13 protein-coding genes and 2 pseudogenes are annotated in these 15,953 nt (G+C 34.2%); 6 read left to right on the top strand and 9 right to left on the bottom strand.

What is annotated here, in order from left to right; genetic code table 11:
• The first annotated feature begins 9 nt into the window (after positions 1-9).
• The gene (locus tag B6D18_RS01600; protein ID WP_086362839.1) at positions 10-1,869 is read left to right on the top strand and encodes a beta-glucoside-specific PTS transporter subunit IIABC; all 1,860 of its coding nucleotides are present in this window, start codon (positions 10-12) and stop codon (positions 1,867-1,869) included.
• A 10-nt stretch (positions 1,870-1,879) separates the two neighbouring features.
• Entirely contained in the window at positions 1,880-3,280 is a 1,401-nt protein-coding gene (locus B6D18_RS01595; RefSeq protein WP_086362838.1) for a glycoside hydrolase family 1 protein, read from the top strand.
• A gap of 59 nt (positions 3,281-3,339) precedes the next feature.
• Here B6D18_RS01595 and B6D18_RS01590 read toward each other — a convergent pair whose 3' ends face one another.
• Both B6D18_RS01590 and B6D18_RS01585 read right to left on the bottom strand, forming a co-directional pair.
• Positions 3,340-4,479, bottom strand: a complete 1,140-nt coding sequence (locus tag B6D18_RS01590; protein ID WP_086362837.1) for an AAA family ATPase — start codon at positions 4,477-4,479, stop codon at positions 3,340-3,342.
• Entirely contained in the window at positions 4,476-5,339 is an 864-nt protein-coding gene (locus tag B6D18_RS01585) for an RNA ligase family protein (protein WP_173795297.1), read from the bottom strand. Before B6D18_RS01585 ends, B6D18_RS01590 begins: the two co-directional genes overlap by 4 nt.
• A 477-nt stretch (positions 5,340-5,816) precedes the next feature.
• Here B6D18_RS01585 and B6D18_RS01580 point away from each other — a divergent pair.
• Positions 5,817-6,107: pseudogene (locus B6D18_RS01580) on the top strand (GyrI-like domain-containing protein); the annotation flags it as partial.
• 6 nt (positions 6,108-6,113) lie between these two features.
• Here the strand turns inward: B6D18_RS01580 and B6D18_RS01575 are convergent.
• The 7 genes from B6D18_RS01575 to B6D18_RS01545 form a co-directional block, all read right to left on the bottom strand.
• On the bottom strand, positions 6,114-6,935 hold the full coding sequence (locus tag B6D18_RS01575) for a transporter substrate-binding domain-containing protein (protein WP_086362835.1): 822 nt from the start codon (positions 6,933-6,935) through the stop codon (positions 6,114-6,116).
• A gap of 63 nt (positions 6,936-6,998) precedes the next feature.
• Positions 6,999-7,424: a GNAT family N-acetyltransferase gene (locus B6D18_RS01570; protein WP_065613954.1), complete on the bottom strand. Its 426-nt coding sequence runs from the start codon at positions 7,422-7,424 to the stop codon at positions 6,999-7,001.
• 18 nt (positions 7,425-7,442) lie between these two features.
• Positions 7,443-8,201 (bottom strand): amino acid ABC transporter ATP-binding protein, encoded by a 759-nt coding sequence (locus tag B6D18_RS01565; protein WP_086362834.1) that lies wholly within the window; start codon positions 8,199-8,201, stop codon positions 7,443-7,445.
• Entirely contained in the window at positions 8,198-8,938 is a 741-nt protein-coding gene (locus B6D18_RS01560; RefSeq protein ID WP_065613951.1) for an amino acid ABC transporter permease, read from the bottom strand. The genes B6D18_RS01565 and B6D18_RS01560 overlap by 4 nt, the downstream gene beginning before the upstream one ends.
• Positions 8,939-8,964: 26 nt before the next feature.
• Positions 8,965-9,921: a glutathione S-transferase family protein gene (locus B6D18_RS01555; RefSeq protein ID WP_173795296.1), complete on the bottom strand. Its 957-nt coding sequence runs from the start codon at positions 9,919-9,921 to the stop codon at positions 8,965-8,967.
• 160 nt (positions 9,922-10,081) lie between these two features.
• Positions 10,082-10,774, bottom strand: coding sequence for a response regulator (locus B6D18_RS01550; RefSeq protein ID WP_086362892.1), 693 nt, complete (start codon positions 10,772-10,774; stop codon positions 10,082-10,084).
• A gap of 29 nt (positions 10,775-10,803) precedes the next feature.
• Positions 10,804-12,393, bottom strand: a complete 1,590-nt coding sequence (locus B6D18_RS01545) for a sensor histidine kinase (protein ID WP_086362832.1) — start codon at positions 12,391-12,393, stop codon at positions 10,804-10,806.
• 281 nt (positions 12,394-12,674) lie between these two features.
• Here B6D18_RS01545 and B6D18_RS01540 point away from each other — a divergent pair.
• From B6D18_RS01540 to citC, 3 genes and pseudogenes are all read left to right on the top strand, one after another.
• Positions 12,675-13,964: pseudogene (locus tag B6D18_RS01540) on the top strand (2-hydroxycarboxylate transporter family protein); the annotation flags it as partial.
• A gap of 85 nt (positions 13,965-14,049) precedes the next feature.
• Positions 14,050-14,895, top strand: coding sequence for a fumarylacetoacetate hydrolase family protein (locus tag B6D18_RS01535; RefSeq protein WP_065577563.1), 846 nt, complete (start codon positions 14,050-14,052; stop codon positions 14,893-14,895).
• Between the two features lie 4 nt (positions 14,896-14,899).
• Positions 14,900-15,934, top strand: coding sequence for a [citrate (pro-3S)-lyase] ligase (gene citC / locus B6D18_RS01530; RefSeq protein WP_086362830.1), 1,035 nt, complete (start codon positions 14,900-14,902; stop codon positions 15,932-15,934).
• Positions 15,935-15,953 lie beyond the last annotated feature (19 nt).

The raw sequence follows: 15,953 nt of genomic DNA, 5'->3' as shown, positions 1-15,953 counted from the left end.
GAGAAAATAATGGACTATCCAAAAATAGCCCAACAAATTTTACAATTGGTGGGCGGTAAAGAAAATATTATTAACTTTACCCACTGCTTTACTCGATTACGCTTCCAATTACACAATAACCAAACCGCTAATCGTGAAAAATTATTACAAACAGAAGGCGTAATTTCTGTTGTTGAAGGGAGTGGACAATATCAAGTGGTTTTAGGTAATAAAGTCACTAAAGTGTATGAGCAATTAGTCTCATTCGTCGGTGATGTAAAACGAAATAATCAAACAGAACCTAAACTATCTTTAGCTGTAAAAATACTTAATGCTTTTGCTGCTATTTTCACACCAATTATTCCGGCCATCGCAGCATCAGGAATGCTAAAAGGAATTCTAGGTATTGCCGTTATGATTGGTAACTATTACTATCAGACTGATATTAAAAGCTATAACACCTACACTATTTTGCAAGCGGCATCAGATGCAGTTTTCTATTTTATGCCAATTATATTAGGTTACACTGCGGCTAGAGTCTTTAAAGCTCATGAATTTATTTCTATGATTATTGGTGCGACTTTATGTTATCCATCAATCGTCAATTTAATGGCCAGTAAAAATGAGGTCACACTGTTTGCCATCGAACTCACCAAAGCCAGTTATACATCAAGTGTTATCCCTATTATATTAGCGGTGTTCATTTTAAGTTATGTACAAAGATTTCTAGATTATATTATTCCAGAAGTCTTAAAAATTATCATGGTGCCTACTTTTTCATTACTCATCATGATCCCGGCTACATTACTTATTTTTGGCCCAATTGGTAACTATATCGGCGAATTTATAAACTGGGTCTATTACTACATTATGGGAGTTAGTCCTATCTTATTAGGTGCTTTTATTGGTGGTGTATGGTGTATTTTAGTTATATTTGGCGCTCACCGCGCAATTGTGCCAATTGGTCTCAATGATGTAGCGCGAACAGGCAGACAAAATCTTTTGGCATTTGCTGGTGCGGCTAATTTTGCGCAAGCTGGCGCTGCTTTAGGTGTATTTTTTAAAACTAAAAATAAGAATCTAAAAACAGTTGCCGCTTCAGCAACAATAACCGCCTTATTCGGTATTTCCGAACCGGCTATTTATGGAGCAAATCTTAGATTGAAAAGACCAATGGTTTGTGCAGTTATATGTGGTGCACTCGCTGGTGGTTTAATGGGCTGGGGAGGTTCTTATGGAACCGCTTTTGCCAATCAAGGCGTACTGACAATCCCGGTTTATGCTGAAGCCGGAACCAAAGCTTTCTTATGTTACTTAATTGGTATAGGTTTCGCTTTTTTTGGCTCATGCATTATGACGATGCTTGTTGGCTTTAACGATATCGCAAATGAAGAAGAGTCAAAGACAATTCAAACCTCATCTAGCCAACCATTAACAAATGATACAACCATTCTATCGCCAGTTGCCGGCGAAGTTATTGCGCTAAATCAAGTTAAAGATGAAGTATTTGCTTCAGGATCGATGGGCAAAGGAGTAGCAATTTACCCTAAAGCTGGTGAAATCTTTGCCCCAGCAGATTGTACCATTACCGTACTCTACCCTACTTTACATGCAATTGGCTTAAAATTAGATAACGGTATTGAGCTACTGATCCATATTGGTATTGACACAGTTAACTTACAAGGTAAATATTTCCAGTCTTATGTAGAAACTGGTCAACATATTGCTAAAGGAAGCAAAATCGTTTCTTTTAATATCGAAAAAATCGAACAGCAATTTGATTTAACAACTTCGATTATTGTGATTAATTCAGATCAATATAAACATATAGATTATTGTCAACTAACTCATGTTAGTAATAAAGACGATTTATTATTCATTCAAGTTTAGAGGTTTAGTTATGAAAGCTTTTGCTAAGGATTTTTGGTGGGGAGCATCATCTTCTGCATTTCAAATTGAAGGTGGGTGGGATGTGGATGGAAAAGGAATGACCGTTGCCGATTACAATTCATTTCAACGCTCTGCAATACAAGCCGATAGTAAAATAGCCAGTGATTTCTATCATCATGTTGAAAGTGATATTGCTTTATTTAAAGAGTTAGGACTAAAAACTTATCGTTTTTCTATATCATGGGCGCGAATTATTCCCGATGGTGATGGTGAAATAAATCAAGCAGGCATTAATTTCTACAACAAAGTCATCAATGAATTAATCAAGAACGATATCATTCCGTTTATTACTCTTTATCATTTTGATTTACCATTCGCCTTAGTTGATAAATATAATGGTTGGCAAGATCGTCGTTGTGTTGATGCATTTAGACGTTATGCGCAAATATGTTATCAAGCATTCGGCGATCGAGTAAAACATTGGCAGATTAATAACGAACAAAATCTGATGATCCGTGTTAACGAAAGAATGAACATGTATAAAGTTGCTGCTCATGAGGTTGAAAAAGTGAGAGCTCAAATGGATTATCATATGTTTGTTGCTCATGCGATGGCAACCAATGACTGTCATGAACTAATTTCTGGTAGTAAAGTTGGGCCAGCGGTATCATCAACCATGACCTACCCTGCAAGTAACAAACCCATGGATGTTTGGGCCGCAAAAATGAATGACAATTTCAAAACCAACTATGCACTTGAAATGTACTGCTTTGGTGACTATCCAGGGTATTATAAAAATTACTTAAATCGTTGTAGTATCTATCCTATTACTCAACCAGAAGATGCGCAAATTTTAAAACAAGCTAAGCCAGATTTTATTGCCGTAAATTATTATCGGACGTTAGTAGCTAGTTACCTACCAGAAGATGATAGCCATCCGTTTGGTAGCAAAGAAAAAGATATCGATTTTGATCTTTATGGTTATTTCAAGATCGAGAAAAATCCAAATTTAGTCGCCTCAACTTATGGTGCACAAATTGACCCTATGGGTCTAAGACTGGTATTAAATGAATATTATCGCCAATATCGTTTACCACTGATCATTACAGAAAATGGCTTAGGTACACCAGATATTTTAACTGCTGACAATAAAGTACATGATGATTATCGCATTGATTATATAAAATCGCATATCTTAGCTTGTCATGATGCGATTGAAGATGGCGTTGAGTTATTTGGATATTGTCCATGGTCAGTTATTGATTTACTAAGTTCCCATCAAGGTTTCAAAAAACGTTATGGCTTTGTCTATATCGATCGAGATGATCATGATTTAAAAACGCTTAATCGAATTAAAAAAGATAGTTTTTATTGGTATCAGCAAGTGATCAAAGATAACGGTATTAAATAATAATGCAAAACTAAACATGATGGGCACTGAAATGCCCATCATAATTTATTTAAATACTGCTAATTGACTAGATAAGTTACCTTATGTGCCTCTGTCGGTAACGGTACTTGCCATTTAGAAAGCATTTGAGTAATTTTCTTGTTTGCCAAGCTAGTATCTCGACTTGAATTACGTTGATATAATGTTTTTTCTGACTGCTCAAGATAAACAATTTCAACTTCGGCATGGTAAGCATAAAGTAAATCCAATGCTTTTTCTCGCATATCTCGTGATAAGTGAGTAGCATTCCAAATAAATGACTGATTCTCTCTTAAGTATTGTTTTACCTTTGCTAATACAAATTGAATCACTAAACCTTCATTTTGACCATGCTTCAATTTAAGTTGATTACGAGCATCATCATATGATGCAACCGGTAACTTTGGATAGTATTTACTTATCCAGCTATTTTTACCTGATGCAGGCAACCCCGATAGTAAGATGACTTTAGGCCCTTTTTGAGGATATAACGCATAATCAGGTAACACATTGCTACCCCGAAAATATTGTATTCGCGTATAATCATCAATAAATTGCCGTGGTTGATATAAACACTCTTCTTCTAAAGCTAATTGTTTGAAGAGTTCAACTTCATCAATCATTCGAGCTTTATCAGCACTAATACGACCCAGTATATCTGCTTTAGCTTGCATACATAACATCCAAACAGGAAGTTGCCATGAAAGCCGATGAATTAACCATTGCGGTGATTTATAGTTATTATCATCACTTAAAGCATAAAATGGTATTTGATGCACTCGGATAATTCGACAAATTTTTTCCCGTAATTCAAAAGGAACGCCATTTCGCCATAATAATATTCGACTACTTATCTCGCCTTTTTGCGAATGTCGTGGTTGTGAAATTCGACCACTTATTTCATCAATAATTGTCGTTTCTGGTTTGGCAATATCATGTAATAAAGCAGTCATAAACAGTACAAACTTATCTTCATCAGAAGATGCTGCAAAATCATCTTGAGCAATTAAAGCCCTTAATACCATTTGAGTATGAATCCAAACATTTCCTTCACCATGATAAATCGGATCTTGTGGTGTAATAGTCAATTTATTCAACTCAGGAATACAGTCTAACCACTGGTCAAAGTTATCTTGGCTGATACTGTAGGCGATCTCTTGTTGTAACTGTGAATAACTCATAAATCACCTCCAAATACTAAGCCACTATTCCAATTTATTGTTAGTTGTGGCGAATAAAGCTCAACATTGTTAGCTAATTGATTAGGAATAAATGGTTGTTGTAAATGATGTTGACCAGCATCTAATATAGCTTGCACAAAATCCTGCCTAACCCACTTCAAACGACCAGTTGTAGTATTTGCTGATTCGATTTTTAAATATAATCCTTCCATCAAATCAGAGTTATCACACTGTTGCCAAGCTTTGATTAAATCAAGCTTTTCTTGTGTGACAATTTTTTCAAAACAACTTCGCCAGTCAATTGTTTTAGCTAAAGAATTTTTCACGAGTGCTAATAAATCACTTAATTTTTCTGGTGCAATTCCCATAAACAATACAGGAACAGATAAAATAGGACCATCGGCCAATAATTCATGACGCTTTCGAGTCGATAAGAAACAATTATTATGCCTATCCCAAACATCAAATTCACAAAAATAATGTGGTAATGCATCATAAAAAATAGCGTGTTTTTTATGTAGCCACTCACCATACATAATATAGCGATCTTCTAAACGTTCAATTAACCAGCCTTCATGGACCGTTGCCCAATGTTTAAATAGATTAAATTGACGTTCGCGACTCCCTCCTATTAAGTAATGGCCACGTGATTGTAGTAATAGTTCACCACTTTCTGAAAAACTGATTGCACAGTTGGCCCCATCAAGTTTTTCTTCAACCACAATATATTGCCCTGCTAACTGATCGTAAGGTAGCTGTCCATGCTCACTATCGCCAAATTGTAAACGTGAACTTTGCAAATGTGGAGTTCGTGGGTATTTAATTAATTCTAAATTTTGAATATAAGTTTCCATTGTCATTTTGTTTTCTCCGAAAAATTAGGGAAAACCGACAAGGCGAAGATCTATAGATTGAACTGCAACGTAGACGCTTTAGAAAAAGCTAAAAGACAATAAAATAGAAGATACCATGTCGGCATTAAGATAAAGTGTTGAATACAGGCATTTTGTCACCTCACAAAAAATATAAATATTAGATTAAAAAAACGGCGCCATTATCTTTTTCAGCAGATCTACTGTCAAGTGAAATTTGATTTTTTATATACTTAATCAGTGTTAAGATTCGACAAGATCATTATCATTAATAAATTTTGAGGTTTATATGGATGTCGAAATCGTATTATTCCCGATGACACAGTTAGCCGTTATTGAGCATTATGGCACGCCTGAGTTAAAACATGAATCAGTGAACAAACTCATAAAATGGCGACAAGAAAATCAGCTTTTAGATAATAAATATAGAAACTACGGCATTCATTATACCAATCCAAATCAACGCCGCCGGAACTACATCATGTCGATTTGGGTATCGCTATTGATGAACCTATTACTACTAACATTTATGGAGTAATAAATAAAACGATTCCCCAACTCCGCTGTGCAAAAACCAGAGATATTGGTTCGAGATATCATAATCAAGCTATTATTTATTTACTCAAACAATGGTTACCAAATAGCGGAGAAAAACTGGGAGAGTTGCCCCCAATTTTTCATTATGTCAATGTTGGTCCGACCATTAAACTAGAACAGATGATAACGGATGTTTATTTACCGCTGTTAGACCATTGATATTCATTATTTAGGTGAATAATCAGCAGCAAAATAACGCTGACTAATTTGTGCTAGTTCACCACTACTAATAATTTTTTTGATACCTTCATTGATATCTTTGGTTAATTGTTCACCTTTAGTACTTTTACTAATTAAAAGATAACTAAATGGTGAAGCAATACGATCTTCATCTTCCTTACTTAGTTCAATTATTTTTAAATTGAGATGATGTTCACTAATATATTGCGATAACATTACTTTATCAATTAACTGAAAATCATATTGACCGCTTTCAACATGTTGCAAAACAGGTAATAAATCAGCTTCACTATAAACAATTTTGACAGGATTATTAGGGTTTTGCTGATTATAGGTTTCTAAAGCTGTAGCATAGTTTAGTCCTGGTGATACTTCTGTAGATTTTCCATTAAGATCACTAAAACGATTGATATTATTATTATTTTTAGCCACAGCGATAACATATTGATTTTTAAAGATTGGTTCGGAATAAAAATACTTTTCCTTACGTTTTTCATTCATTGCATAATTATTAGCACCAACTTGATACCTTTGAGAATCAAGTCCTGCAAGTACCGATGGAAATTCTGTAATTTCAAAATTAATTTCATATTGTGGTAGTTTGGCAAATATCGCTTTAACCACATCGATATCATAACCAGTCAGCTCTCCTTTATCATTGACTGTCGTAAAAGGACTTGGTGCGCCTGATGTTGCAATAACGATTTTTTCGATTTTAGTGCTTTGGGTGTTTTTATTTTGATTATCACATCCAATCAGTGATAAAACAGCCAAGATCAAAAAGCTATACCATTTTTTTAGATTCATAACGCCGATCCTCTGTAGTTAAAAATGAGTTAATATTATTAAAATGCTGGTCAATTAGGCTACCTAAATGAATCCCATTTCTTTCATTTGCTGCCGATGATCTGTTTGATATATGGCCATACCGGTTTTCATTAAATCAAAACCCAAGTTCTTATAAAATTCAACCGTTTGAGGATGTGTGTATAGAATAATATTACAATCCTTTACTTGTTCGATAAGCTTATCGACAATTAGCCTACCATATTGCTGACCATGTAAGTGTTTTGCCAAAGCAATGTTATAAATCGCTGCCTGACAAATACCATCTGATAGTGCTCTACCCACCCCCACCACATGATTATTCTCCAATAAAAAAACTACCGCATAGCTTCTTTTAAAGACTTGTTCTTGAGTTATCGCATCGAACGAACTTAGGCCATAAAATGCCAATAAATCAGCAACTTCTTGCCAATTAATATCATCACAATGTTGTTGAATAATAATCCCCATTAGTACCTCATTTACTGATTAAATCTCATAATCCATTTGCATTGCTGAATAATATCTAGATAAAAAATCTTTTGTTCTTTGATGAACAGGATTTAAAAAAACTTGTTTAGTCGATCCATCTTCAATAATTTGTCCTTTATCTAAGAACAAAACTCGGCTGGCAATATCATGCACAAAACTCATTTCATGAGAGACTAATATCATCGTAATACCCGATTTTGCGGCCATTTTTATCGTTGCCAATACTTCGCCAACTAACTCAGGATCTAATGCCGAGGTAGGTTCATCAAGTAATAAAACCTTTGGATTCATGGCTAACGCTCTCGCAATAGCAACCCTTTGTTGTTGACCACCTGATAGTTGTTTTGGATAGTGGTTTACTCTATCAGCAAGACCAACTTCAACGAGTTTGTCGTAAGCAATTTTTTCAGCTTTCTCTCGAGAGTATTTTTTTACAATCAGTAACCCTTCCATAACATTTTCTAAAGCATTCTTTTGTGGAAAAAGATTAAACTGTTGAAAAACCATCGCTGTTTGTTGACGAAATTTAACAATTTGATCTCGTTTAGATTTACTGACATCAAACGACATGTTATCAATAGTGATATTACCAGCTTGAGGTTTTTCCAATAAATTTAAACAACGTAAAAGGGTCGATTTTCCTGCTCCCGATGCGCCAATAATTGCAACGATTTCATGTGGTTTAATAGCAAAATTAATTTGATTTAAAATGCAATTACCATGAAAAGATAAAGTGAGATTATTAACATGAATCATAGCCATTTCCCTCTTCGGTAACTTGGAGTATTTTTATCTTCACTAATCGTTAATCGGTTCTCTAAATATTTGACTAATAATTCAATTAATATGGTTAATGCCCAATAAATTAGAGCCAGTGAAATATAAACTTCAAAATAACGATAGCTATGACCAGCTAAAGTTTTACCTCTACCAGTCATTTCAGTTACCGAACAAACAAATGCCAGTGAAGTTCCTTTTAGTAATCCGATTAAAGTATTACCTAAGTTAGGCAGTGCGACTATAAATGCTTCAGGAATAACAATACGACGTAAAACTTGACTATATGTCATACCTAACGATTGTGCAGCTTCGATTTGCCCCTTATTTACAGATTGTAATGCGGCACGAATTGTTTCAGAGTTATAAGCTGCTTCATTAAAAGAAAAGGCAATCAATACAAACAATATTGCCGGAAGCCCATTAATATTAAAATCTGTATCAAAAAAGTAATTAACATAACGTAATAAAATTGGTAGGCCATAAAAACTTAAATAAAGCTGTACCAATAATGGTGTTCCTCTTATAAATGAAACAAATACCGCTGCTATTTGCGTTAATACCGGTATTTTATTCATTTTAATTATTGCAATAACTAGACCTAATATTACGCCAAGTAACATCGAAAAGATGGTGATAAAGAGTGTTACAGGCAAATAAGCCAGTAACGTCGGTATTTGGGTGAAAATCAATCCAAAATCAATAATATTTGGCATCTGCATTATCCCAATATTAAAATTAATTAACTAAATTGTTTATCTCGATTATGTGGCGTTTGCCAATTACTAACATCAGGCCCTAACGGCAAAATATCATAAGGATTATGGGCATTGTTACCTAAAAAATAACCTTTTTTAATCGCCTCAAAATCAGTCGTATCGCCAAAAGCAGGAATTTGATAGAGATCTCGGGCATAACCCCACAAATTAGGATAATCGATAATTCGGTTTCGATTAGTGTTGAATGCAGCGTAATAGGCAACGTCAAACCTAGCCAAAGTGACATATAAACGAATATCTGAATCAGTGATGTTATCACCAAAAAGATAACGAGATTTGCTTAATCGTTGTTCTAATTTATCTAACTGGTTAAAAACGAGATGGTAAGCATGCTCATAAGCTGCTTGTGATCGAGCAAAGCCTGCTTTATAAACGCCATTGTTAACTTCATGAAATATCACATCATTCAATTCATCAATTTCAGTACGCAAATGTTCTGGATAGAGATCTGGTGCGCCAGCTTTATAAAACGGCTTAAAAACAGTTTCCCAATAGTTAGTTAACCTAAAATAATCGTTGTTAACAACTTTGCCTGTTTTTACGTCTACTACGGTAGGTACTGTTGCTCGCCCATTATATTCTGGATCGGTTTTAGCATAAATTTCCGGTAAATAACGAATCCCTAACACTGGATCAACGCCATTGGGATCAAGCGAAAACTCCCAACCATGTGGTGTTCTTATAGGAGAAACCTTACCTACACTAATAACATCCTCTAAACCCAATAACTTGATGGCTATCATTTGGCGATGAGCCCAAGGGCAAATTGCAGCCCAAATCAGTCGATAACGACCTGCTTCAACAGGTAACAAGCCAGGTTCATTACCAAAGGGAGTGTCAAATCGGTTAGTTTGACGGACAAAAGCACCATCTTTACTGATTTCATTATTTTCAGTCGTTACTACTTTTCCTATAGACATACGCTTACTCCTATTCTCTGATACTGCAATTTAAATCATCCAACAATTGGATTAATTCAATCTAGCATCAAATATTTAGGCAATAAAATAATCAATAAGCATATTTATATAATCATAAATTATATAACGTAGGATTAATAACCAACTTTGCGAAAAAAAATTACTTACCTAATCTTTTATAAAGCCTTTCAGGGCGACCTATTTTGCCATGGTTAAGCTCAACCGTTAATAATTTAGTTTGCACACAATATTCTAAATATCGTCTGGCAGTGGTTTTACTAATATTGGCTTTTTCGACAATTTGATCTACTGTTTGCGGTTGATTGGTTTGCATAAATAGATCTTTAACTTTTTGTAAGGTAATTTCTTCAATACCTTTGGAGTGGCGATTAATATCAACAAAGTCTTTAGTTTGTAGATTAAAAAGTTCATCAATACGTCTTTGATTCACATGTTTTTGCAAACTTTGACGATATAAAAACAGTTCAAAACGTTCAAGCGAATGTTTTAAGCGCTGATAAGATACCGGTTTAATTAAATAATCAAAAGCGCCAAAACGTATCGCTTTACTACAGGTATCCATATCACTCGCAGCAGTAATAAAAATAACATAACAATCTAAATTATTATTAATAATATATTCAAATAATTCAATTCCTTTTCCATCAGGTAGGTAATTATCTAATAAAATTAATGTTGGTTTTAATTTTTCAACCATCACTTTCGCTTCTTCCAAAGTTGCAGCGATTCCAATAACTTCTACTTTGGTGTCTCGTTGAATAAATTCGGCATTTAATTCAGCTAAAATGGGTTCATCTTCAACAATAAGAACTTTAATTGTATCTTCTTTTATTTCATACATACTTTATTCACCTCTGTTAACTACTTTGGTATAAAAACAGAAAAAATCGTTCCATAAGGTTTGTTATTTTCAAATGTGATGTATCCATTAGCTTTTTTCACATATGTAGAAACTAAATGTAAACCTATACCATGTTCGTTCGAATTTTGTGAGGTTACCCCCGGTTGGAAAATTGAATTGCAGATTTTATCGTCTATACCACAACCCTGATCACTGACTTCTAAAACAATTTCATCGGTTCTATCACTTAAAAATAGATGGATAGATTTATCACCTTGATTATTTTTTAAACAAGCATTAAAGGCATTATCCAATAAATTACCTAATATCGACATAAATTCAGCTTCAGTTATCTTGGAAGGCAATGATTCTAAATAGCAGGCGGGATCAAAAATCAATTTCAAGCCAATTTCATGTGACTTAGAATATTTACCAATTAATAAACCACAAATAGCCGGAACCTGAAAATGGCTGGTAATGAAATCTAGATTTTGTTGATTATCAGCAGAATGTAGCGCAATAAATGATTCCGCTTCTTCATATCGTTTCATATAAATTAAACCTGATAACGTTGCCATCCAGTTAAGGTGTTCATGTCTTAACGCGCGCAAATTATCCACATACTGCGTAACTTGGGTTAATTGCATACTTAATAAATTAATATCATCATAATTTCGGAAGGTGATCACCCATCCTTGAATTTCATCATCGACAATCACGCGAATACGATTAGCAATAACGATAATATTATTGAAATAGCAAATATGGTCATGCACATCTTGAGTCTGATTGGTACTACCATAAAGAAAATCTGTTGATTTAATAAAATTCGATAAATCATGATTAAGCAGACTATTATCATCAATATCAATATTTAACATACGCCTTGCTGATTGGTTGATATTGATAATCTTGTAATCAAGATCAATGGCGATAATCCCCTCAAAGATTGATTCCATTATTGATTTCTGACTTTTTACCAATAGTGCAATTGCTTGAGGTTCTAAATTAAACATCTGTTTTTTGATTGCTTTAGCAAAACATAAAGAAAAAATAAACAGAGCAAAGAATAAAAGTGAACAAAAGATAATGAATGGAATAAATTGTTTTATATGTGACGCATAAATATCATCTACCATATAACCAACCGAAACAATACCAATTACTTTTCCATGGCTAATAATTGGCGCTTTACCTCTTAGGGCTAAACCTAAAGAACCTTGACTTATTGTGGTGCTACTAATACCACTTAACACTTCACGATTGTCATCACCAACCATAGGTAAATATATCGAATCATTAGCCGTATGAAATAATCGATAAGCATTAGCATCACCAATAACAATATAACTCGCATCGCTTTGTTCAAAAATATCTGAAACAAGCTTAGAGATTTGTTCAGTATCTTTTTCTTCTACATATTTGATTAAGCTAGGAATAACAGCTAACTCTTTCGCCTGAATTTGAGCTTTTTCGCCTAAACTACGATATAAAGCGTTTTCAGTCACACTCCATATATAGCTTTGCAGCAATGCCAAAACCACTAATGAAAAGAGTAAAAGAGATAAAAATAATTTTGTCGTAAATGACAGATGTATTCGTTTTCGCATTTTTATACTTAATCAATAATTGCTGTATCTGTTGAGGAGTGTAACACAGCATAAAAAAACTTAGAGCCTTTAAAACCATAAAAACCGCACTTAATTTATGATTTATATCACAAAATTGATATTAATATTTTGTCACTATATGCGCCATTAAAACAAAGCAAATTTATTTTGGAGATAAAAAAAATATGGTGGATTTCAATTCAGTTGAAAAAACGCGTAATAATAACAAAAAAAATGAGATAAAACACGAATATCAAGCACAAAATATTTGGCCATACGGATGGTGGAAACTTATGGATGATTATAAAATCGGTGTAATTCCTCTACCATTATTCATTATCGCGGGTATTCTTATCTTTGCTGAAGTATTAGTAACAGGTGAATTACCAAGCGAAATAGTTGTTATGGTAGTGACATGTGCCTTCTTTGGTTTTCTATGTGGCGAAATAGGTAAACGTTTACCTATAGTTGGAAAAATGGGTGCAGCGGCAATTTGTGCCACCTTTATTCCTTCAGCATTAGTCTATTATGGTATTTTGCCTACTCCTGTGGTAGAAGCAACAACCAAATTCTATAAAGATACGCACATTCTATATCTTTATATCTGCTGTATCATCGTTGGTAGTATTATGAACATGGATAAGAAAACACTTATTCAAGGTTTCTTAAAAATCTTCGGACCAATGGTATGTGGTGAAATTGTTGGTATGCTAGTTGGTGTTGGTGTGGGTTATTTACTAGGCCTATCACCATTTCATACATTCTTCTTCTTAGTATTACCAATCATGGCTGGTGGTGTTGGTGAAGGAGCAATTCCATTATCAATCGGATATGCATCTATTTTAGGAATGAAACAAGGCGAAGCACTAGGTCAAGTATTACCAATTGTTATGTTAGGTGGTTTAACCGGTATTATTTGTGGTGGTATCCTAAACCGTATTGGTAAAGCTTATCCACATTTAACTGGTAATGGTCGTTTGTTACCCGCATCAGAAGATGACCAAATTATCAATAAAACGGCTAAAACAGAATCAGTTATTGATGTAACAACTTTTGCATCTGGAGTATTATTAGCCGCAATCCTTTATATGGTTGGTATGATTGGCCACAAAGTAACCGGTATTCCAGCTCCTGTAGGGATGCTATTTGCTGCAGTATTTGTTAAACTAATATCAGGTGTTTCACCAAAAGTACTAAGTGGTTCGCAAGTAGTTTACAAGTTCTTCCAAACATCTGTAACCTATCCTATTTTATTCGCTGTGGGCGTGGCAATCACACCGTGGGATAAAATCGTCGCAGCTTTCACCGTTATCAACCTAATAGTTATTGTTTGTACAGTAGTGAGTTTAGTCACAACTGGATTCTTTGTTGCTAAAAAACTAGGTATGTATCCAGTTGATGCAGCTGTTATCTCTTGCTGTCAAAGTGGTCAAGGAGGAACTGGTGACGTTGCAATCCTGACTGCAGCAGAACGTATGGAGTTGATGCCATTTGCCCAAATTGCTACTCGTATTGGTGGTGCAATTAACGTATCTGTATCCTTACTTATTCTAGGCAATTTCTTAGTATAGTTTTTTTCAAGAGCAACTTTAGTTATTACTAAGGTTGTTCTATTTTCTTTATATAGTTTCAATAAACAGCTTTTAAGGAGTATTCATGAAGCTTGTCAGTTATCTTGTTTCTGGTCGACCAAGTTTTGGTTTATATACTGATCATGGCATCGTTGATTTAGGCCAAAAACTAGGCGATAAATATCAAGATCTAAAATCTCTTCTTTCTGATAAAGATGGATTAGCTAACGCAAAAAACTTTTTAGACTCACCTAGTGATATCGATGAACAAGCAATAACTTATTTACCGGTAATCCCAAACCCAAACAAGATTTTATGTGTAGGAATGAATTATGCGGAAAAACGAGCAGAATTTAATGAAACTAGTTCTGCACCAACTTTATTTGTTCGTTTTCCTGATTCTCAAACAGGACATAAGACAAATATTATTAAACCAACTATCAGCGATGAACTGGATTATGAAGGCGAATTAGCAATTGTTATTGGTAAAGAGGCTTTCCGCATAAAATCAGAAGAAGCCTTATCTTATGTCGCAGGCTATAGCTGTTATATGGATGGTTCGATTCGTGACTGGCAATATACTTGGTACACAGCTGGTAAAAATTGGCCAAATACTGGGGCTTTTGGACCATGTTTAACAACTACAGATGAAATACCCGATCCTAAAGCGCTATCAATAGCAACTTATCTGAATGGAAAAGAGATGCAACATGATAGTATCAAGAATTTAGTACATACTGTACCTGATTTAATCTCGTATATTAGTACATTTACTAAATTATCACCGGGTGACGTTATTCTTACTGGCTCACCAGGCGGGGTGGGGAAAAAACGAAATCCACCAATATTTATGCACGATGGTGATACCATTGAAGTTGAAATTACCAATATTGGTCGTCTAACTAACTTTATCGTTGAAGAAAAAAGGTAGTTATATGTACGATTTAGTTGATTACAGTGTTGTTGATATATCTAAATCTGAACAAGATTATCAAACAATTAAGCAATTACTATTGCAATCTAACCTCGATTTAGATCCACAAGTCACAACGTTTATTGTTGCAAAACTGAATAATAATTGTATCGCTTGTGCCGGTCTTGATCACAATATTATTAAGTGTGTAGCCATTGATCCTGATTATCGTGGTAACCAACTAAATCTAACTTTAATCGATTATACGATGAAATATGCCAATGACAACGGCTATTTTCATCTATTTTTATATACCAAACCTGAAAATATCGCTTTTTTCAAAGCATGCGGTTTTTATCCCATTGTTGAAATTTCTGATTTAGTCGTATTGATGGAAAACACACCGGTGGGGATTAAACAATATTGTAAACAATTATCACAATACCAACAGACTGGCAGCAAAATTGGCAGCATTGTGATGAATGCCAATCCTTTTACAAAAGGTCATCAATATCTTATTGAATTTGCAGCCAATCAATGTGATTGGGTACATGTATTTGTGGTTAATGAAGATGTATCAATGTTTCCGTTTCAGGTACGTTTACAGTTAGTAAAAGACGGCACAAAAGATATCAAAAATGTTACGGTTCATGCCAGTTCGTCATACATTATTTCTAAAGCAACCTTCCCTACTTATTTTTTAAAAGATAAAAGCAAAATTGACTATGCTTATATGGGAATCGATCTGTTAATCTTCCGTAACTATATTGCACCAGCATTAAATATCACTCACCGTTTTGTTGGTACAGAGCCACATAGTGAAATGACTAATGCTTATAACCAAGCGATGAAATATTGGTTAGAAGATGACAAAGTTAGTTTGTCATCCAAGATTATTGTCATTGAGGTTGCTCGAAAACTTGAAGAATCAAACATCATATCAGCATCATTAGTGCGAAATTCACTGGCATTAAAAAATTATGAACAGGTTAAGAAATTAGTTCCTTCAACAACTTGGAATTATATTTCAGCTAATTTGGATAAATTAAATATTTAATTCTTTTCAAAAGGTAAAA

This window comes from Gilliamella sp. A7 (assembly GCF_002142015.1).
Taxonomy (GTDB): Bacteria; Pseudomonadota; Gammaproteobacteria; order Enterobacterales; family Orbaceae; genus Gilliamella; species Gilliamella apis_A.
This window is presented reverse-complemented; position numbering and strand designations above follow the sequence as displayed.